This window comes from Massilia sp. Root133 (assembly GCF_001426525.1).
GTDB lineage: Bacteria > Pseudomonadota > Gammaproteobacteria > Burkholderiales > Burkholderiaceae_D > Telluria > Telluria orientalis.
The window spans coordinates 355,605-373,585 of record NZ_LMEW01000034.1 but is presented as its reverse complement, the minus strand read 5'-3'; the positions used below and the strand labels follow the sequence as shown (position 1 = coordinate 373,585).

The 17,981-nt window shown below is 65.4% G+C and carries 18 protein-coding genes and 1 pseudogene; 3 read left to right on the top strand and 16 right to left on the bottom strand.

Translation table 11 applies throughout. The annotated features are described in order from the left end of the window. Positions 1-510 precede the first annotated feature (510 nt). From ASD28_RS26145 to ASD28_RS26080, 14 genes and pseudogenes are all read right to left on the bottom strand, one after another. A pseudogene (locus tag ASD28_RS26145) lies at positions 511-1,543 on the bottom strand (IS630 family transposase). An 85-nt stretch (positions 1,544-1,628) separates the two neighbouring features. Beyond that, a complete protein-coding gene (locus ASD28_RS26140; protein ID WP_056135609.1) occupies positions 1,629-2,534 on the bottom strand; it encodes a type II secretion system F family protein in 906 nt (301 codons plus the stop codon). An 11-nt stretch (positions 2,535-2,545) separates the two neighbouring features. After that, on the bottom strand, positions 2,546-3,535 hold the full coding sequence (locus tag ASD28_RS26135; RefSeq protein WP_056135606.1) for a type II secretion system F family protein: 990 nt from the start codon (positions 3,533-3,535) through the stop codon (positions 2,546-2,548). A 10-nt stretch (positions 3,536-3,545) separates the two neighbouring features. Then, positions 3,546-4,898: a CpaF family protein gene (locus ASD28_RS26130; protein ID WP_056135603.1), complete on the bottom strand. Its 1,353-nt coding sequence runs from the start codon at positions 4,896-4,898 to the stop codon at positions 3,546-3,548. Between the two features lie 19 nt (positions 4,899-4,917). Continuing rightward, positions 4,918-6,066, bottom strand: a complete 1,149-nt coding sequence (locus ASD28_RS26125; protein WP_056135600.1) for an AAA family ATPase — start codon at positions 6,064-6,066, stop codon at positions 4,918-4,920. 17 nt (positions 6,067-6,083) lie between these two features. Continuing rightward, positions 6,084-6,503, bottom strand: a complete 420-nt coding sequence (locus ASD28_RS26120; RefSeq protein WP_056135597.1) for a TadE/TadG family type IV pilus assembly protein — start codon at positions 6,501-6,503, stop codon at positions 6,084-6,086. Continuing rightward, on the bottom strand, positions 6,500-6,925 hold the full coding sequence (locus tag ASD28_RS26115; RefSeq protein ID WP_056135594.1) for a TadE/TadG family type IV pilus assembly protein: 426 nt from the start codon (positions 6,923-6,925) through the stop codon (positions 6,500-6,502). Before ASD28_RS26115 ends, ASD28_RS26120 begins: the two co-directional genes overlap by 4 nt. A 10-nt stretch (positions 6,926-6,935) precedes the next feature. Then, entirely contained in the window at positions 6,936-8,150 is a 1,215-nt protein-coding gene (locus ASD28_RS26110; protein WP_056135586.1) for a pilus assembly protein TadG-related protein, read from the bottom strand. An 81-nt stretch (positions 8,151-8,231) separates the two neighbouring features. Beyond that, entirely contained in the window at positions 8,232-8,432 is a 201-nt protein-coding gene (locus ASD28_RS26105; protein WP_056135583.1) for a Flp family type IVb pilin, read from the bottom strand. A gap of 109 nt (positions 8,433-8,541) precedes the next feature. Then, complete coding sequence (locus tag ASD28_RS26100) at positions 8,542-8,742, bottom strand: Flp family type IVb pilin (protein ID WP_056135580.1); 201 nt, start codon at positions 8,740-8,742, stop codon at positions 8,542-8,544. A gap of 75 nt (positions 8,743-8,817) precedes the next feature. Next, positions 8,818-9,111 (bottom strand): hypothetical protein, encoded by a 294-nt coding sequence (locus ASD28_RS26095; RefSeq protein WP_056135577.1) that lies wholly within the window; start codon positions 9,109-9,111, stop codon positions 8,818-8,820. Beyond that, a complete protein-coding gene (locus ASD28_RS26090; RefSeq protein ID WP_229412165.1) occupies positions 9,108-10,553 on the bottom strand; it encodes a type II and III secretion system protein family protein in 1,446 nt (481 codons plus the stop codon). The genes ASD28_RS26095 and ASD28_RS26090 overlap by 4 nt, the downstream gene beginning before the upstream one ends. A 29-nt stretch (positions 10,554-10,582) precedes the next feature. Next, complete coding sequence (cpaB, locus tag ASD28_RS26085; RefSeq protein ID WP_056135571.1) at positions 10,583-11,410, bottom strand: Flp pilus assembly protein CpaB; 828 nt, start codon at positions 11,408-11,410, stop codon at positions 10,583-10,585. Positions 11,411-11,426: 16 nt separating this feature from the next. Then, positions 11,427-12,014 (bottom strand): prepilin peptidase, encoded by a 588-nt coding sequence (locus ASD28_RS26080; RefSeq protein WP_056135568.1) that lies wholly within the window; start codon positions 12,012-12,014, stop codon positions 11,427-11,429. 240 nt (positions 12,015-12,254) lie between these two features. Here ASD28_RS26080 and ASD28_RS26075 point away from each other — a divergent pair, with 240 nt between their 5' ends. Then, positions 12,255-13,643: an FAD-binding oxidoreductase gene (locus ASD28_RS26075; RefSeq protein ID WP_056136001.1), complete on the top strand. Its 1,389-nt coding sequence runs from the start codon at positions 12,255-12,257 to the stop codon at positions 13,641-13,643. 3 nt (positions 13,644-13,646) lie between these two features. On the opposite strand, the gene ASD28_RS26070 is transcribed toward ASD28_RS26075, so the two are convergent. Continuing rightward, complete coding sequence (locus tag ASD28_RS26070; protein ID WP_056135565.1) at positions 13,647-14,345, bottom strand: aspartate/glutamate racemase family protein; 699 nt, start codon at positions 14,343-14,345, stop codon at positions 13,647-13,649. Positions 14,346-14,469: 124 nt separating this feature from the next. Here ASD28_RS26070 and ASD28_RS26065 point away from each other — a divergent pair, with 124 nt between their 5' ends. Then, positions 14,470-15,006, top strand: coding sequence for a pyridoxamine 5'-phosphate oxidase family protein (locus ASD28_RS26065; RefSeq protein ID WP_056135563.1), 537 nt, complete (start codon positions 14,470-14,472; stop codon positions 15,004-15,006). A 117-nt stretch (positions 15,007-15,123) separates the two neighbouring features. After that, a complete protein-coding gene (locus ASD28_RS26060) occupies positions 15,124-17,043 on the top strand; it encodes an OmpA family protein (protein WP_082579193.1) in 1,920 nt (639 codons plus the stop codon). A 40-nt stretch (positions 17,044-17,083) separates the two neighbouring features. On the opposite strand, the gene ASD28_RS26055 is transcribed toward ASD28_RS26060, so the two are convergent. Beyond that, on the bottom strand, positions 17,084-17,977 hold the full coding sequence (locus tag ASD28_RS26055; RefSeq protein ID WP_056135557.1) for a LysR family transcriptional regulator: 894 nt from the start codon (positions 17,975-17,977) through the stop codon (positions 17,084-17,086). Between the last annotated feature and the right edge of the window lie 4 nt (positions 17,978-17,981).

Here is a 17,981-nt window from a genome sequence, read left to right as displayed (position 1 = left end):
ATACAATGTATAAACTCATTTTTAGTTCAAGCGGTAGTGCAGATGAAGTAATAATGAATGTCGTTCTAAAGTCGCCCTTGGCGTATTTTAAAACACAAGTCTTCACTAGTGATCGCGAATTAGCCGAGCAATCGTCAATATTGGCCTCAATGCTATCAGATTACTTTAATATATCTGATGCGGAAAATTTTGAAATTTCATTTGGTCCAAAAAACAAAGAAAGTCCTGCTTGTTGTGTAAATTTTAGCCGAACGCGACGCGGTAAAATATTTGTTACCGCTGAACTTCGGCAGATTGCTTTCGGTAATGAGCACAGTGCCGTTGACTCCTGCGTAATACACTTTGCGACAGACCCCGCTACATTGAACGTTTTCGTAGAACAGGTGTTGGCATTAATAGCAAAGACTCGGACCAAAGCTCAACTATATGGTTTCGGGAGGTCGAATTTTTAGCGCCGGTCGACCACTGGTAAGCGTAGCGGCGCTCTTACTAACTTTTTAGAAAGTAAATTCAGTTTCCGGCGTATTGGTACTCGGGTTGACGGAAGAACGATTTGACGAGTTCGGGAAGCTTTTGAATGCGGCGCAGTGCCCCGAGCGCGAGCTTTTTTATGTCGTCGCTGTTTTGGACGAGTTTGCGGCTGACCTGACGTTTGGCGTGAGCCCACACCTGCTCGTCGGGGTTCAGGTGCGGCGAATAGGGCGGCAGGTAGAAAAGCTTGAGACGGCCTTCCAGCGTGGCGACGTAGTCGCGCACGAGCTTCGACTTGTGGATGGGGTGGCCGTCAACGATCACGAAGACCGGCTGGGTTGCACCGATCATCAGACGTGTCAGGAATTCCTTGAACGTTTTCGCCGTGGCGGTTTCCTCATGGATCATGAAGCGAAAATCGCCGCGCGGGCTGACGGCGGAAATCATGTTGAACGAGAAGCGGCGGCCTGTGACGCTGACGACCGGTGTTTGTCCGACCGGCGTCCAGGTGGTGCCGGTGTGGTAATCGGAACGGATACCCGTCTCGTCGGCGAAGTAGATCATTGCTCCTTCGGCGCACGCCTGGGCTTTGATCGCGGGATAGGTCTCGGCCCCCCATTGCCGGACCAACTCGGCATCTTGCTGCCATGCCTGGTACAAGGGCTTCTGTGCCGAGTAGCCAAGCAGTTTCATGACCCGGCTGACCGACGCCAAGGACAGGGACTTGCCAAACTCGCGCTTGATCAACTCGCCGATCAGCTACAGGGTCCACAGGTCGAATTCGAATTTGAACTGCTGCGGCGAGTTGTCGCAAACAGCGCGTGCGATCCGACGCATCTCATCCGGGCCAAGCTTGGGCGGCCGGCCGGAGATCGGCTTGGCCAACAGCGCTCTGCCCACCCGAGGCGAACGCGGCCAACCAGGCGTAGATCGTGCGCTCGCTTGCCCCATAGGCCTTCGCCAGGTCCGCGGGCGTCGCGCCTTCGCGAACCGCCTTGACCGCTTGTTGACGCATCGTATGCAAAGTATGGTGGTAGAGCTTACGACCGGCGGATGAGCGTTTGCATTTCATTCCGACATTATCGCAGATTTGAAATTGCTTTCTAAAAAGTTAGTAGCAAATACCGCCGAAATGGCCTGAACCGCGTTTTCCCTGATTATTGGAGCAGCAGCGGGGCGATCGTCCGGATAATCTGGATGATGGCCGGCCCGAGCACGACCATGATAATCGACGGGAAAATGAACAGGACCAGCGGGAATAACACCTTGGTCGGGATTTTCGCGGCCTTTTCTTCCGCGCGGGTCTGGCGTTTGTGGCGCAAATCGTCGGAAAATACCCGCAGCGAATCGCCGATGCTGACGCCGAACCGGTCGGCCTGCGTCAGCATCGTCGCGAACGACGTCAATTCCTCGACGTCCGTGCGCAGCGCCAGGTTGCGCAGGGACGTCTCGCGCGTGCCGCCGGCGCGCATCTCGAGGTTCGTCAGCTGCAGCTCGTCGGCCAGGGCCGGACTCCGGGTCTGCATTTCCTCGGCCACGCGCGTCAGCGCCGTGTCCATGCCCAGCCCCGCCTCGACGCACACGAGCAGCAGGTCGGCGGCGTCGGGGAAGCCGTCGAAGATGTCGCGCTTGCGCGCCCGCCCGGCCAGCGCCAGCGCGATGTTCGGCAGGTAGCAGCCGGCCGTCGCCGCGGCGACGACCCACAGCAGCAGGGTCATGCCCGTCGCCTCGTGCGACACGCGCAGGGCCAGGTACGTGGGCGCGCCGGCAAGCGCCGGCAGCAGCGTCTTCAGGCCGAAGAACAGATGCGGCGCCTTCGGATGGCGGATCCCGGCGTTCATGAACCTGATGCGGATCGGCGACGTGTCCCAGTCCCCGGACGGCGTGGACAAGCTGGCGAACGGCGTCACGGCATTGGTGATCCGCTCGCGCCAGGCCGGCGCGGACGGGGCACCGGGCGTCAGCGCGTGCAGGCGCCGGTCGGTCCGGTCGGGGGCGAGCCACAGGTACAGGCCGACACTGCCGACGCTGACGGCGAGGAAGACGACGATGGGCAGTAACATGGCGCTCTCCTTCAGACACGGATACGGGTGATGCGGCTCAGGACGACGATGCCGAGCAACATCATGCACAGCAGGGCGCGCAGCATGCTGACGCCGATGGGGTCGACCCACAGCGGCCGCATGAAGTCGGGATTGACGAAGTACAGCAGGGCGCCCAGGAGGAAGGGCAGCAGGGCCAGCGTCCAGGCCGACATCCGGCCTTCCGCCGACAGGACCCGTACGCGCGCGAGCAGTTTCAGGCGTTCGCGAATCAGCTTGCTCAGGTTGCCGAGCACTTCCGCCAGGTTGCCGCCCGACTGCCGCTGGATCAGGATGGCCACTGCGACATACCGGTAGTCCGTCAGCGGCACGCGCTCGCACAGGCCGGCCAATGCCTGCTGCAGCGAGACGCCGAAGCTGACCTGCTCGTGCACGAGCCGGAACTCGGCGGCGATCGGCTCGGGCATTTCATCGGCCAGCATCTGGATGCCCAGCGGCAGCGAGTGGCCGGCACGCACGGCGCGCGTGATGAGGTCCAGCGCTTCCGGCAATTGCTGCTCGAGCCGGCGCAGGCGGTGTGCGCGTTGCGCCGCCACGTAGGCCCAGGGCAGGGCGGCCAGCAGGCCCGCGAGGACGAGGCAGAAATACAGCGGCTGCGCGCCCGCAATGCCCAGCGCCAGCCCGGCGGCGCCGGCCGCGGCGCTGAGCAGCAGCAGGCGTGCGACGGTCCAGTGCAGGCCGGCCTGGCCGAGCAGGTTGTGCAGGGTCGACGTCACGACGACGCCGCTCAGGATGCGGGCCACGAACGACAGCTCCGACAGGCGGCCCCGCTTCAGCAGGGGGCGGCGGGCCGGGCCGGCGTTCGTGTGCGCGAGCTGGTCGAGGCGCCGCTGCAGCCGCATCGCCTCCGGACCGCGGCGCGCGCGGTACAGCAGCCACGCGCCCTCGACGAACAGGATCACGGACACGAACACCAGCAGCAGGACCACGAACAGGGCATGGCCGGACGGGTTCTCTGACATGACGCTCTCCTCAGGCAAGGCGGCGGGACGGATCGAACATGTGGTCGGGCAGGTGGATGCCGAATGCGCGCAGCCGCTCCGCGAAGCGGGGACGCACGCCCGTCGCCTGGAAATGGCCGATGATGCGGCCATCGCCGTCGACGCCGGTCTGGTGGTAGGCGAAGATTTCCTGCATCGTGATCACGTCGCCTTCCATGCCCGTGATCTCCTGGATGCTCGTCACCTTGCGCCGGCCGTCCGTCAGGCGCAGCGCCTGGATGACGACCGTGATGGCGGACGCGACCTGCTGGCGCGCCGCCTTGTGCGGCAGGTTCAGGTTGGCCATGCCGATCATGTTCTCCAGCCGCGACAGCGCGTCGCGCGGCGTGTTCGCGTGGATCGTCGTCAGCGAGCCTTCGTGGCCCGTGTTCATGGCCTGCAGCATGTCGACCGCCTCGGCGCCGCGCACCTCGCCGATGATGATGCGGTCCGGCCGCATCCGCAGGGCGTTCTTGACGAGGGCGCGCGCCGTGACCTCGCCCCTGCCTTCGATGTTCGGCGGCCGCGTTTCCAGGCGCACGACGTGCGGCTGCTGCAGCTGCAGCTCGGCCGCGTCCTCGATCGTCACGAGGCGCTCGGTCTCGGGGATGTAGCCGGACAGGATGTTCAGCAAGGTCGTCTTGCCGGCGCCCGTGCCGCCCGAGATCATCATGTTGACCTTCGCCCGGCTCAGGCCCTCGAGCATGGCGGCCATGTCCGGCGTGAGGCTGCGCATCTCGTCCACCAGGTTCGTCATCTTGAGCGGGATGTGCGCGAAACGGCGGATCGACATCATCGGGCCGTCCAGCGCGACGGGCGGGATCACCGCGTTCACGCGCGAGCCGTCGGGCAGGCGCGCGTCGACCATCGGGCTCGATTCGTCGATGCGGCGGCCGACGAGCGACACGATCTTGTCGATGATGCGCATCAGGTGGCGGTCGTCCGTGAACGTGACGTCGGACAGTTCCAGCTTGCCGTGGCGTTCGACGTAGACTTTGTCCCACGCGTTGACGAGGATGTCGGAGACGGCCGGATCGGCCATCAGCAGTTCGAGCGGGCCGAAGCCCAGCATCTCGTGCTGGATGTCGCGCACGAGCATGCGCCGTTCGAGGCCGCTGATGGGCGTGTCCTCGTCCAGCAGCATGCCGTCGATCGCGGTGGCGATCTCCTGGCGCAGACGGTCGGCCGGCAGGCTCTCCAGCACCGTGAGGTCGAACCGGTCGAGCAGCTTCAGGTGCATCTGTTCCTTCAGCTGCTTGTAGGCGTCGCGCAGGATCGCCTGCTGGACGCCGGCCTTGCCGGCATCCGCGGCGACGGGCATGCTGAGTTTATCGCGCAGGGACATGGCATCCTCCGTGGGTGGGTCAGGCGCGGCGGAACAGGCGGTCGAACAGGCTTGCAGGCGGCTCGGCCGCCGCCGCCATCGCGCCGCCCAGTTCCGACAGGCCGCGGATCACGCCGTGCTTGCGCTCCACCTGCACGAGCGGCACGCCGTGGTTGATGGCCGTGCTCACCTGGCGCCAGCCGTTCGCGATCATGTGGATCTCGTGCGCGCCCAGGGTGCGCCGGATCTTGTCGAGCGTGATGTCGTCGCGCTTGTCGTAGCGGTTCAGCAGCAGCTCGATCTTGTCCTTCGGGTAGTCGAGCGAGCGGAACACGGACAGCAGCTTGTCGGCATTGCGCAGGTGCGGCACGCTCGCCTGCAGCACGAGGAAGATCGACGCAGCCTGGTCCAGCGCCGTCATCAGCATGGCGTCCACCACGCGCGGCAGGTCGAGCAGCACGAAATCGTACTGCGTGACGGCCAGCTTGAGGATGGCGTCGATGTGCTCGGGGCGGATGTCCGCGGCCTGGCCGGGTTCTTCCGGCGCCGCGAGGATGCTGTACGCGGGCGTGACCTTGATGGTGGTGGCCTGCAGCAGCGGCGCGTCGAGGCGGTTGATGTCGCGCGTCAGGTCCGTGATCGTGCTTGCCGCGCGGGTGTCCTGCAGGAAGCTGAGCGCGTCGCCGAACTGCAGGTTCAGGTCGATCAGCAGCACCTTGTGCGACTGCGCCAGCTGGTAGCCGAAGTTCGTGGCGAGGAACGTCGTGCCGCTGCCGCCGCTCGTGCCGATGAAGGCGTGGATCTTGCCCTGGCTTGCCGTGCGCACGGCCGACAGCTTCACGGCCGCGCGTTCGACGGCCGCCAGCAGCTCGCCGGGGTGTACGGACGGCAGCACCTCGCGCACGCCGGCCCGCATGGCGTCGATCAGGAAGCCGGGCGCGCGCGCGGTGGCGAGCAGCAGCACCGCCACGCCGGGGCATTGCATGGTCGTGCGCTCGATCTGGGTGAAGTCGAGCGCCTTGTCGTCGCGGCCGTCCAGCAGCAGCACGTCCGGCGCCAGCGCCTTGGCGAGCGTGCGCAGTTCGGCCGCGTTGCCGGCCGTGCTCATGACGTCATGGCCCGTCACGGCCAGGATCGAGGCCGCCAGCTTGAGGAAGGCCTTGTCCTCGGAAACGATTACGATCTTCATGGTGTCCTCTCGATGGGCTAGCAGATCAGGGGGTTGTAGGTCATCATCTCGCGCGGGAGATAGGTCGAGAAACCGGGCAGCATGACCAGGGGCGTGGCCAGCAGGCTCGGAATCGGCGCGATCCAGCGGAATTGCAGGCCCGTGATCGCGACGGTGACGGATTCGCAGTTGGTCGCATCGCAGTTGGCCGGTTGCCAGACGACGTCGATGTCGGAGACCTGCGGCATCAGGCCCTGCATCGTCGCCAGGATCCGGGCCTTGTTGGTCGGATCCGCGCACACGACGGCGTACCGTGCGCCGGCCCGGGCGGTCTCGTTGGCGACGTTCCACGTGTACAGCAGGCGCGCAAAGTCGAGGATGCCCAGCAGGAAGCCGAGGAGCAGGAGGAAGGCGAGGGCGAATTCGACGCTGGTCGAGCCCCTTTGTCTGGTGTTCATGACGGGCTCCGCATCGTGGCCTGGATCGTGCCGAAGACTATGTTGTTGAGACGCATGCCGAAGACGCTGCCGGCCATCGGCACGAACGTGAATCCGGTGACACTGACGGTGACGGTGTTCATCACGGGGTAGCTGCCCGTCGTGCTCCAGACGGGATCGGGCACGTTGGACAGCGTCAGTCCCGCGAAGCGCGGCGAGCCGGTGCCGTTCGGGTTTCCGTAGACGATGATGTTCCTGGCGTTGACGATGCCCGTGCCCTGGGCCCGCACCGACAGGTAGCGCGCCGACTGCCGTACGGCTTTCGTGATCGTGTCGTACTGGTAGTAGGCGCGGCCGAATTCCGTCGTCAGGAACAGCAGCATGACGAGCATCGGCAGGATCAGGGCAAACTCGACGAGCGCAACGCCTTTCTGGTTCTTCATGGCGAACTCCTTATCGTACGAGGACGGGAACGAGCGGCCCCGCGAGGCCGCCCGGGAGGCCGTTGGCCGTGCAGGGGCTGGAGGCATCCGACGCGTTGCCCAGGAATTCCAGCTGCACGTCGTCGAACGGCGACGGAATCGGCTGCAGCAGGAGCATGCAGGCGAAGTCGATCACGTTGTAGCCGCCGTCGACGACCGGCACGACGACGAGGCGCCGGTTGGTGCCGTATTTCTTGAGGTCGCCGTTCGCGCCGCCCGTGGCCACCGACGCGAACTGGTTGAGTTTCAGCTTGGTCGCGGCCTCGCAGGCGCCGACCGATGCGGCGCAGTTGGCGAACGCCTGGCGCTTGTTGACGAAGTCGCCGTAGGCATTGCTTCCCGGCGACCACGTGCCGGCCTGGGTGTACACGAAGCCGGTGAAATCGGGGCTCGCGGCGGCCGGTCCGCTGTTGTTCTTGTAGAGACCGAAGCGCGCATTCCACGTGTCGGCGATCGTGCCCTGCACGCCGGGCGTGCCCAGCTTGCTGCCCACTTTGGTGCCGCAATAGCCTTTCAGTTCGGCTTCCGTTTCGGAGGCGCTGGAGCTGCCGTCCAGGTTCGCCCAGCCGATTTGCCCGGCCGACGCGGTCGTCTTGCTCAGCAGCGTGACCCATTCGCCCTTGACGAATCCAAAATTGGGCTTGGCGCCGCCCGCTTTCGGTTTCAGCGCGAGGGGCATGGGGCAGGTCGACTGCGCCGGCGTGGTCGTCGCTTCCGCCAGCGCGGCGACGTCCATCTTCGCGGCGAACGCCGAGGAGCCGACCAGCAGGCCGGCCATGTGGACGAGGTTCGTCGCCGTGTCGCGCTGGACGTGGTTGCAACGCACGTAGCGCGCCGTCGCACTGGTGGCGCCCACGTTGTGGTTCTGGTCGCGGAACGTGATGTCGGCCGCCGTCACCTGACCCTTGCCGCTCCAGGTGGCGGACTGCAGGTCGACCCGGTTGACGTTGCCGGCCGCGATGCCGGCGTTCGTGGCCCGTGCCAGCGCATCGGGCTGGCCGTTCAATTCCTGCGCGGCGGCGAGGGCGCACGCGTCCATGGATGTTTGCAGTTCCGAGCGGACGATGAAGAGGTGGCCGAGATCGACCGCCAGTCCCAGGAAGCCGAGCAGCAGGAACAGCAGGAGCGCGACGGTGACGATGACCGCGCCCGCTTCGTTTCTCCTCTGTTTGATCAGGGACCGCATGATCGTCCTTTCGTGCTCGTGACAAGTGCTGGCGGAGAGCCGGGTGGCGCCGGACTGCGGCGCCACCCGCGGCGCTCTGGTTCAGCTGCAGGTGCCGCTCAGGCACGTACCCACCTTGGTTGCCAATGCCGAGAAAGCGCTGGTGCCGGCGATCTTGGAGAGGCCGACGGCCAGCGCGATCGACACCAGGGCGATGATGAGTCCGTATTCGACGACTTGCGAACCTTCTTCTTCGCGTGCAAAGTCGGCGGCCAGGGTTTTCACGGTGTGCAGGATGTCCATGTTGAAGTCCTTTCAATGACTGGTGAGTGGAAAATCATGGGTCGACCGATGTCGGACCCGTGCTGCCTCTGCTACTGCTTCATATCGGAGCCGACGGCGCTCCGCATTCTTACGAACAGGTGCCGCCCAGGCACGAGGAGATCTTCGTCGCCAGTGCCGAGAACGGATCGCTGCCGGCGATCTTGGCGAGCCCGACCGCCAGGGCAATCGAAACGAGGGCGATGATGAGTCCGTACTCGACGACCTGCGAACCGTCTTCCTCGCGTACGAAGCCGACGGCCAGGGTGGTCATGGTCTTGACGATGTCCATGTTTAGAGTCCTTTCAAGCTGATGGTGAGTGAAAATAGTGGACCGACTTACCGGACCGGTCCGGCCTCTGCTGCTTCAACGGCCGCCGGAACCGCCGTTGCCTCCGCCAATTGCGCCGCCGATGTTGACTACGTTCACGACGGGCGGCGGTTCCTTGAACGAATCCTGGTAGCGCTTGATCGCTTCCTTCGCGGCGCGGCCGTCTATGCCCTTGACCTCGTCGGGGCGGCTGCCCGCGGCGGGATCGATCGTCATCGCCAGCCTGGCCTCGCGGACGGCCGCGCCCAGCTGCATGTCGTAGTGCGGGGTCGGGGTCTCCGCGCAACCGGCGGCCAGCAGCGCCAGCGCGCATGCGGTGATGGTCTTCATTTCTCGCTCCTTTCGAGGCTGCCGTTGAGATACACGTCGGCCCGTGTCGGCGGCACGTGGTTGTCGGTGGGCAGGCGCGGCGTGGCGGCCAGCGGCTTGACGAGGCGGGGCGTGACGACGAACATCAGCTCCGTCTGGTCCTTCTGGAATTCGCTGCTGCGGAACAGCGCGCCGAGCACGGGGATCTCGCCCAGGCCGGGGAAGCGCTTGACCGTCTCCGTCGTGTTGTTCTTGATGAGCCCCGCGATCACGAAGCTCTGGCCGTCGTTCAGCTGCACCGTCGTGTCGGCGCGCCGCACGGTGAACGAGGGCAGCACCGAGGTGACGCCGTTGACCGACACGAACGGGTTGCCCGCCTGCGCCAGGTCGGACACCTCGGACACCATCTTGAGGTTGACGCGCGAGCCGCCCAGCACCGTCGGCGTGAACTTGATGCCGATGCCGAATTCCTTTTCTTCCAGCGTGATCGTCGTGAAGCCGCCGGCGCCCGGATCGCGCGCGACCGGGATGAAGATCTTGCCGCCCGAGAGGAAGCTGGCCTGCTGGCCGCTGACGGCCATGATGTTCGGTTCCGCGAGCACGCGCACGAGGCCGTCGTCTTTCTGGCCGTCGACCTGCAGCGTCGTGCGGCCGAGCCGCATCGCCTGGGCGAAGCCGCCGCCTTCGCTGAGGAAGTTCGACAGCAGCGAGAAGGTGTCCGTGCCGCCGTTGCGGCTGCGGGCGAGGCCGACGCTGGAACCCAGTTTGTCGAGCAGCGTCTTGCTGACTTCCGCGATCTTCACCTCGAGCATGACCTGCTGGGCACCCGCGACATGCAGCAGGTTCACGACCTTCTTGCCGTCGCCGTAGGACGCGGCCAGCGACAGCACCTGGTCGAGGACCACGGGGTCGCTGACTTCGCCCGTCAGCACGAGGCTGTTTTCGGCGGCCTTGACGCGGATGCCCCGTTCGTCCGGCACCAGGTCGGCCAGCAGCGACTGCAGCGCTTCCGGATCGACGGTCACGACGATGTCCTTCAGGTGGCAGCGGCCGTCGGCGTCCTGCAGGATCACGTTCATGGCGCCCGTCTTGCGGCCGAGGACGAACAGCTCCGTGGGGGCCAGCAGCGTGATGCGCACTTCCGACACACCATCCTGTTCCGGCGCCGGGGCGGGCATGGGGGCCAGCGGCATGCCCGGCAGGGCAGGCGCGGCGGCCGGCTGCGCCACGGCGGCACGCTGGCCGGGCTGGGCGCCGCCGACGGCCATGCGGATGACGGCATAGGGCAGCATCACGACGGTCGACTTGCCGAGCGTGACGTACGACGGCTTTTCGACCTGCGTCGCGGTGCACTGGCGCAGCGCGGCGGCGTCGTGCCGGGCGGTCGCTGCCGAAGTCGCTGCGGCGGCGTTGGCGCAGCACAGTGCGGCGGCCGCGAGGGTGGTGAGGACGGTATGGCGCACGATTGACTCCTGTCCGGTTGGCGTGGGTGCTAGTTGAAGCAGCTCTGCCTGGTCGAACCGTCCGGCATCTCGATGACTTCGATGCAGTGGCGGGGCGCGGCGGGGCGCGGCCGGGGCGGCGTCACGCGGACCGGCGCCGCGGTCTTGAAGACCTTCGGTTCGCCCAGCAGTTCGGTGCGGGTGATGCCGGCGGTGCTGACGGTCGCTTCGTCCGACTGGTTGCGCAGGGCGAGCGACAGGGTGCCGATGCTGCGGGCCAGGTCGAGTTTTTCCGAGTCGGCCAGAGAGAGCTCGAGCGTGACGGCGTTGACGACCTTCGGCTTGGTGTCGTCGCGGCCGGCTTCCTGCGCCACGGCCAGCACGAGCACATGTTCGAGCACCGTCTTGCTGATCGGTTTCGTCTCGCCCTTGCCCTCGTCGCGCTGGGCGTGGACGAGGATGTCGACGTAGTTGCCGGGGAGGGCGAAGCCGGCCACGCCGACGACGTCGTTGACGCGCACCGTCATCGCCCGCTTGCCCTCGGCGATGACGGCGGACAGGCCGCCCATCGTGCCGACCGGGGCCAGCTTGCCGTCGATGACGGCCTCGCCGCGGACGACGTCCTGCTTGACGACGCGGCTCTTCAGCGCGGCGGGATCGGCGACCGCGCCGGTCGGCAGCGCGGTGGCGGGCCAGTCGATCGTCGTCAGCATTTCCGGTTCGAGCCGGCTGCCGGCGGGGATGTCGACGGTGGCGACGACGACCTTGTTGGCCGCGACCTTGTTGTGCTGGCCGACCCAGTTGTTGGCGTAAATGGCGGCCACGAGGCCGAGGACGGCCGCAACCAGCAGCAGGGCGAATGCCTTGACGTTTTTCATGATGTCACCGGAGTTGTCAGAGGAAACCGAAGTGCGCGGCGACCGTCGTCGTGATGGTGCCCAGCGCGATGGGAACGGCGTACGGCAGCCTGCCGACGGAACCCGGGTCCGTCGTCGCGATGCGGACGGGCAGGCCGGCCGTGACCGCGATGCCGCCCAGGTGCAGGATCCGCATGACGTTGCCCAGCATGACGCGTAGGGTGCCGTGGCGGAGGGCGTACAGGATGGCGCACACGCCGCCGGCGGCGAAGGTGCCGACCAGGGCCAGCGGGACCGCGTGCAGGCCCAGCAGGGAGCCGGCCATCGCCATCAGCTTGACGTCGCCCGCGCCCGTCAGGTGCAGCAGCCACAGCGGGAAGAGCACGGCAAAGCCGACGCCGGCCCCGGCCAGGGACCACAGGAATCCGTGTCCGCCCCAGAACGGCTCGACGGTGCTGTAGGCGAGGCCGAACGCGAGGCCGCCCAGCGTCAGCCGGTTCGGGATCCGCTGGTGCCGGACGTCGGCGACGGCGGCGGCCACGAGCAGGACGAACAGCGCGACGTTGCGCGGGTCCGTGACGAGCATGATGGCAAGTGCGAAAAAGGCGCCGAGTTCATTGTTCATTTTCTTACTCCCTGCTTGACTCAGATCAGTTGAGTGGTTGTTCAGTGTCAATGCTTGGAGAAAAGTCTATCGGCCCGGAAAGATTCAGGCATCAGTCGAGTGTCACGGAATCGCTAGGCAAACCTCCTGTTTATGTACGACAAAACCAGTACAAAACGACCAGGACGATAGTCGGCCCCGCTTGTAACCTCCGCACGGTCGACTATGCTGCAAGGACGGCGTATGCGCGGAGGCGACATCATGGCTGCATTGAAAGAGGAAACAGTCGACGGCTTGCGGGCCGCCTTGCGGGGGCCGCTGCTGCAGCCGGGCGACCCCGACTACGATGGCGCGCGGCAGATCTGGAACGCGATGATCGACCGCCGCCCGGCGCTGATCGCGCGCTGCGCCGGCACGGCCGACGTGTGCACGGCCGTCGCGTTCGCGCGCGACCACGGCCTGCCGCTGGCCGTGCGCGGCGGCGGCCACAACATCGCCGGCAACGCGATCTGCGACGACGGGCTCGTGATCGACCTGGCGGGCATGCGCAGTGTCCACGTCGACCCGGACGCCTGCCTCGCGTACGTCGACGGCGGTGCGCTGCTGGCCGACGTCGACCACGAGACCCAGGCCTGCGGCCTCGCCGTCCCGCTCGGCATCAATTCGACGACGGGCGCGGCGGGCCTGACATTGGGCGGCGGCTTCGGCTGGCTGTCGCGCATGCTGGGGCTCACGGTGGACAGCCTCGTGGGCGCCGAGATCGTCACGGCGGACGCGCGCCGGCGCCACATCGGACCGCGCCAGGAGCCGGATTTGTTCTGGGCGATCCGCGGCGGCGGCGGCAACTTCGGCGTGGTCACGCGCTTCGAATTCGCGCTGCATGCCGTCGGGCCGCTCGTCACGGCCGGGCTGGTCGTGTTCCCGGCGGCGCAGGGGCAAGCGGTGCTGCGCCGCTACCGCGACTACGTGGACACGCTGCCGAACGACGTCTCGATCTGGGCCGTATTACGCAAGGCGCCGCCGCTGCCGTTCCTGCCGCAGGCCGTGCACGGCCAGGACATCGTCGCGCTGGCCGTGTTCTCGACACGCCCGCCGGAGGAAGCGGAGCCGGTGCTGGCGCCCGTGCGGTCGTTCGGCGACGTGCTGGGCGAACACGTGGGCGCCGTCCCGTACGCGGCGTGGCAGAAGACGTTCGACCCGCTGCTGGCGCCGGGCGCGCGCAATTACTGGAAGTCGCACAACTTCACCACGCTGTCCGACGAGGCCGTCGACCTCGTGCTGCGCTATGCCGCCGCCGTGCCGACGCCGCAGTGCGAGATCTTCCTGGGCCTCATCGGCGGCCGCGCGAACGAGCCGGCGGTGGACGCCACCGCGTACCCGCACCGCAATGTGATGTATGCGATGAACGTGCACGGGCGCTGGCTCGACGCCGCCGACGATGCGCGCTGCGTGGCTTGGGCACGGGAGTTCTTCGCGGCCGTGGCGCCGTATGCGGCCGGCAGTGTCTACATCAATTTCCTGACGCAGGACGAGGGCGCGCGCATCCACGAGGCGTACGGCACGAACTGGGACCGGCTCGTGCAGGTGAAGCGGCGCTACGATCCGGACAACCTGTTCCGCTTCAATCACAACATCGCGCCGGCCGGGTGACGGTCACCCCAGCGCCAGCGCGACGGCCGCCTCCGCATGCAGCCCCGTCGTGTCGTACAGCGGCACGGGGCTGTCCTCGGGCCCGACGAGCAGCATGATCTCCGTGCAGCCGAGGATGATCGCTTCCGCGCCGGCCGCGACGAGGCGCCGGATCACGCCGCGGTAGGCCTCGCGCGACGCCGCTTCGACGCGTCCCTGCACGAGCTCCTCGTAGATGATGCGGTGGACCGTGGCGCGATCGTCCGCATCGGGCACGAGCACGTCCAGGCCGTGCTTGTCGGCCAGCCGGCCTTTATAAAAATCCTGTTCCATCGTGAAGGCGGTGCCCAGCAGGCCGATGCGCTTGTAGCCGGCAGCCTTGATGCGCGCGGCCGTCGGGTCGGCGATGTGCAGCAGGGGCAAGTCCACGGCGGCCTCGATCTGCGGCGCCGCCTTGTGCATCGTGTTCGTGCAGATGACGAGGAAGTCGGCGCCGCCGCGCTGCAGCCGCCGTGCCGCCTCGATCATCTGTTCGGCCGCGTCGTCCCACCGGTCTTCGCGCTGCAGGACGGCGATGTCGTCGAAGTCGAACGACCACATGAGGCAGCGCGCGGCGTGCAGGCCGCCGAGACGGTCGCGCACGCCCTCGTTGACGAGGCGATAGTATTCGGCCGAGCTTTTCCAGCTCATCCCGCCCAGCATACCGATGATCTTCTGCGTCATGCGTATCCCCTGTCGATGTCGAGCCGTCCAGTATAACGAGGCTTGTGCGGCCGCGCACAGACGCCGCGGCCGGCGGACTGGATCATGCGCGACGACACGGCCATCCCGGCCGATGGAGGGGACCATGGACTCGATCAACCGCAACCAGCCCGAAACGAATCGCCGCGACCTGAGCGGCAGCGAAGCGATCAAGCGTGTGAAGGACATGACGATTGACGCGAACACCTGCTTCTTCTGCACGGCGGGCAGCACCGGCTCGACGAACGGCGTGCGCCCGATGAGCGTGCGCAAGGCGGACGACGCCGGCAACCTGTGGTTCCTGAGCGCGAACGACAGCCACAAGAACCACGAGCTCGCGGCCAACCCGGCCGTCAAGCTGTACTTCCAGCGCGATGCGCACGCGGGCCTCCTGGAACTGGAAGGCCGCGCCGAGATCCTGGAAGACCGCGCCCGCATCCACGACCTGTGGAATCCGATGCTGAAGACGTGGTTCACGGAAGGGGAGGACGACCCGCGCATCAGCGTCATCAGGTTCACGCCGCAATCCGGTTACTACTGGGACAACAAGCACGGCAACCTCGTCGCGGGCGCCAAGATGACGGTGGGGGCGCTCGTCGGCAAAACGCTCGACGATTCGATCGAAGGGCGGTTGATGTTCTGAGCTTAATAATTCACAACGGTGGGATTTATTGCAATTGAGAATGTTGTTATATTGAAATAATGATAAAATTTGCTTATCTAAATTTCATGTCCAAGCCGCCAACGGTCCGGCGGCTGGATGCCATCCATTCTCATGAGTCCGCACGAACCTGCTCCGCCTCGCATCCGACATTTTTCGCGAAAACATACCGCCAAGAAGAGCGTTCCTGAAGAAGTCTGGCTGCTCGCCTACATAAAGAAAAATCCTTTTCAGTCCGGTGCGGCGTTAGCCACGCTATATGGTGTGTTAGTCATTTTTGCCTACCACTTTCATATCGAGTATTTCCCGAGCTTTGACCTCAAGTCGTTGGCGAGTACGGTATTTGCTGCTGCCTACACGGCATTGTGTACCTTGGTCGTCTTCAGTCTCAGTCTGTTTGCACCGGCCTATGTCATCGGGACCTGGGGATTGGATGAGCACCTCGGACATGAGCAGAAGGATAGCGGTGGGTTGCGAAAGCGGATTTTCGAATGCTTCTTCCTGGCATTCGCTATTTTCCTGACGGTTTGCGGAATATTCTTCATTGTCGTCGACAACGCGATGCCGAGTTGGCTGCTGCTGCCCGCCCTGCCTGTCGTGACGACTGTATGGATTGTCATTGGGCACTTCCTGAAGAAGCCTTTCGGCGCGGGGAAAACGAATGGCGATGCGCCCACGACGCCGGATAAGGGCATCACGGCAGAAGGCGGCGTATCGCTTACGAAGCCTGAACCGGCTCTCGACCAGGACTCAGCGAAACCGGAAAAAACCGGATCGTTGACCTGGTCGCGTGTTTCGTTCATCTTCATGATGACTTGCGTCGCGGCCATGGAGTTGGTTTCGATGGCAATCCTGTTCAACATGCTGCGCGATTCGCCATACGCGGACAATCCTGCGGACATCTCCCTTACCAGTCTCTTCGTCGGCCTCGCATGGAGCGGCATGATACTTCACGTGATTGGCATCTACCTCGTCAGCGCGTGGCGTATTCCGGATCTTAACCCGAAGCATCGCGTATTTTCGTGCCTGACCGCGTTTGCGGCGCCAGTCATCGTCTCCTTTTTCTTGAACAACCCTGTCCTCTTTTTTGCGCTGACGGCCATGACGACGAAATATGGCAATTTCCGCGCAGCTGAAATGACGGTGACAAACACAGCGTGCCAGATCATCGAGAACGCCGGCGAAAAGCTTTGTGTCAAGCAGAGCGATGGCATGAACAAACTCTGCAATGTGCATGTCCTGTCGCGGATTGGTACAGAAAGCTATCTGCTCGTGTCTTATCCAGGCAAAAAAACGGCGGCCGAGAAGCCCGGGCCAGGTGCTGCGTCTTCCGCAAAAAACGCCGGTGGCGCTTCTCAAAAGGAGGAGGACAAAAAAGAAGTCGACGCCAGCAAGTGGGTGCTTGACGTCTATTTACCGTCCAAGGAAATCCTCGGGATGCGGGTGGACACGACCGTGCGACGTTTCCGCAAGAGCGGCATCGTGAATGGGCTCGGCACCGGGGTGTCCGTTTGCGCAGCCCCGCCTGCGGCACCGCCTGCAGCCCCGCCTGCGGCACCGCCTGCAGCGCCGCCGGTGCGTCCTGCGCCGCCACCGGAACCAAAAGAGCGGACCGCGCAGCAGTCGCTCAAGACCGAGTTGTTCGAATTCGATAAGTATGTCTTGAAGCCGGATGGGAACGCGTTATTGCAGAAATTCGCCAAGGATTTGGCCGCGACGGACGCACCGACGATGACGCTCAAGGTGATCGGCCATACCGATTCGATCGGTATGCCGTATTACAACTTGCAGCTGTCGCAAATGCGCGCCTTCACCGTGGCAAATTACCTGCAGTCGTATCTGCAAAAGCCACCGCACGTCATCAAGCAACTGGACATCGATATCAAAGGCGTCGGCCCATTGCAGCCGAAGGTGGCCGACCTGAATTGTCCAGGTCGAGGTGCCGAGAAAAAACGGATCCACTGTCTTGAGCCCAACCGCCGTGTCGAGGTCGCGGCGACCTGGGAAGCTGGCAAGTAAGTCGTGCAGCGTGACAGGCAGCGGCCTTCGCTCAGGCCAATCAGCGGATCACGTCCAGCGCCGCGAATTCCCGCACCGCGAAGTCGACGAACGCGCGCAGGCGCGGCGCCATGTGGCGGCTGCTGGGCATGACGAGGTGCACCGGGGCCGGTTCCGGCTCGTACTCCACGAGCAGGCGGCGCAGCAGGCCGGTCCGCAGGTCCGGTTCGACCTGGTACGACAGCGCCCGCGCGATGCCGAAGCCGTCGCGCGCGGCCGCCAGCATGGCTTCCGTGTCGTTCATGCGCAGGCGCGGGCTGTAGCGCACCACGTGCTCGCGGCCGTCCGCGCGGAAGCGCCATTCGGCCACGCTGCGCACGGCCGTCGACATGATCAATTCGTGGCCCGCGAGGTCGGCCGGGACGAGGGGAATGCCGCGCCGGTCGAGGTAGGCGGGGCTCGCTACCGTCACGCGCCGCACCTCGCCCAGCCGGCGCGCGACGAGGCTCAGGTTGGCCAGCGCGCCGATGCGCAGCGCGGCGTCGATCCCTTCCTCGATCAGGTCGACATTGCGGTCGGACAGCGTCAGGTCGACCTGGATGTCCGGATGCAGCGCGAGGAAGCGCGTGACGACCGGCGCCACGTGGCGCCGGCCGAACACGGTGGGCGCCGTGAGCCGCAGCAGGCCGCGCGGGGTGCCGGCGCCTGGCGGCTGCAGCGCGGCGTCGTAGTCCGCCAGCAGGCGGCGCGCCTGTTCCGCGAGGCGCAGGCCCGTTTCCGTCGGCACGAGGCGGCGCGTGCTGCGTTCGAACAGCCGGGCGCCGGCGCGGTTTTCCAGCGTCCCCAGGATGCGCGTGACGGCCGCGGGCGAGCGGCCCAGCTTGCGCGCGGCGGACGCCATGCTGCCCGCGTCGAGGATGGCGATGAACACGTGCAGCTCGTCGAGTCGGTCCATGATT

What these genes read in the sequence shown, in the direction of transcription:
- ASD28_RS26140 (WP_056135609.1), bottom strand. Translation starts at nt 2,534, where the DNA reads ATGTTACTGCCCATCGTCGTCTTCCTCGCCGTCAGCGTCGGCAGTGTC.
- ASD28_RS26135 (WP_056135606.1), bottom strand. Translation starts at nt 3,535, where the DNA reads ATGTCAGAGAACCCGTCCGGCCATGCCCTGTTCGTGGTCCTGCTGCTG.
- ASD28_RS26130 (WP_056135603.1), bottom strand. Translation starts at nt 4,898, where the DNA reads ATGTCCCTGCGCGATAAACTCAGCATGCCCGTCGCCGCGGATGCCGGC.
- ASD28_RS26125 (WP_056135600.1), bottom strand. Translation starts at nt 6,066, where the DNA reads ATGAAGATCGTAATCGTTTCCGAGGACAAGGCCTTCCTCAAGCTGGCG.
- ASD28_RS26120 (WP_056135597.1), bottom strand. Translation starts at nt 6,503, where the DNA reads ATGAACACCAGACAAAGGGGCTCGACCAGCGTCGAATTCGCCCTCGCC.
- ASD28_RS26115 (WP_056135594.1), bottom strand. Translation starts at nt 6,925, where the DNA reads ATGAAGAACCAGAAAGGCGTTGCGCTCGTCGAGTTTGCCCTGATCCTG.
- ASD28_RS26110 (WP_056135586.1), bottom strand. Translation starts at nt 8,150, where the DNA reads ATGCGGTCCCTGATCAAACAGAGGAGAAACGAAGCGGGCGCGGTCATC.
- ASD28_RS26105 (WP_056135583.1), bottom strand. Translation starts at nt 8,432, where the DNA reads ATGGACATCCTGCACACCGTGAAAACCCTGGCCGCCGACTTTGCACGC.
- ASD28_RS26100 (WP_056135580.1), bottom strand. Translation starts at nt 8,742, where the DNA reads ATGGACATCGTCAAGACCATGACCACCCTGGCCGTCGGCTTCGTACGC.
- ASD28_RS26095 (WP_056135577.1), bottom strand. Translation starts at nt 9,111, where the DNA reads ATGAAGACCATCACCGCATGCGCGCTGGCGCTGCTGGCCGCCGGTTGC.
- cpaB (WP_056135571.1), bottom strand. Translation starts at nt 11,410, where the DNA reads ATGAAAAACGTCAAGGCATTCGCCCTGCTGCTGGTTGCGGCCGTCCTC.
- ASD28_RS26080 (WP_056135568.1), bottom strand. Translation starts at nt 12,014, where the DNA reads ATGAACAATGAACTCGGCGCCTTTTTCGCACTTGCCATCATGCTCGTC.
- ASD28_RS26075 (WP_056136001.1), top strand. Translation starts at nt 12,255, where the DNA reads ATGGCTGCATTGAAAGAGGAAACAGTCGACGGCTTGCGGGCCGCCTTG.
- ASD28_RS26070 (WP_056135565.1), bottom strand. Translation starts at nt 14,345, where the DNA reads ATGACGCAGAAGATCATCGGTATGCTGGGCGGGATGAGCTGGAAAAGC.
- ASD28_RS26065 (WP_056135563.1), top strand. Translation starts at nt 14,470, where the DNA reads ATGGACTCGATCAACCGCAACCAGCCCGAAACGAATCGCCGCGACCTG.
- ASD28_RS26060 (WP_082579193.1), top strand. Translation starts at nt 15,124, where the DNA reads ATGCCATCCATTCTCATGAGTCCGCACGAACCTGCTCCGCCTCGCATC.
- ASD28_RS26055 (WP_056135557.1), bottom strand. Translation starts at nt 17,977, where the DNA reads ATGGACCGACTCGACGAGCTGCACGTGTTCATCGCCATCCTCGACGCG.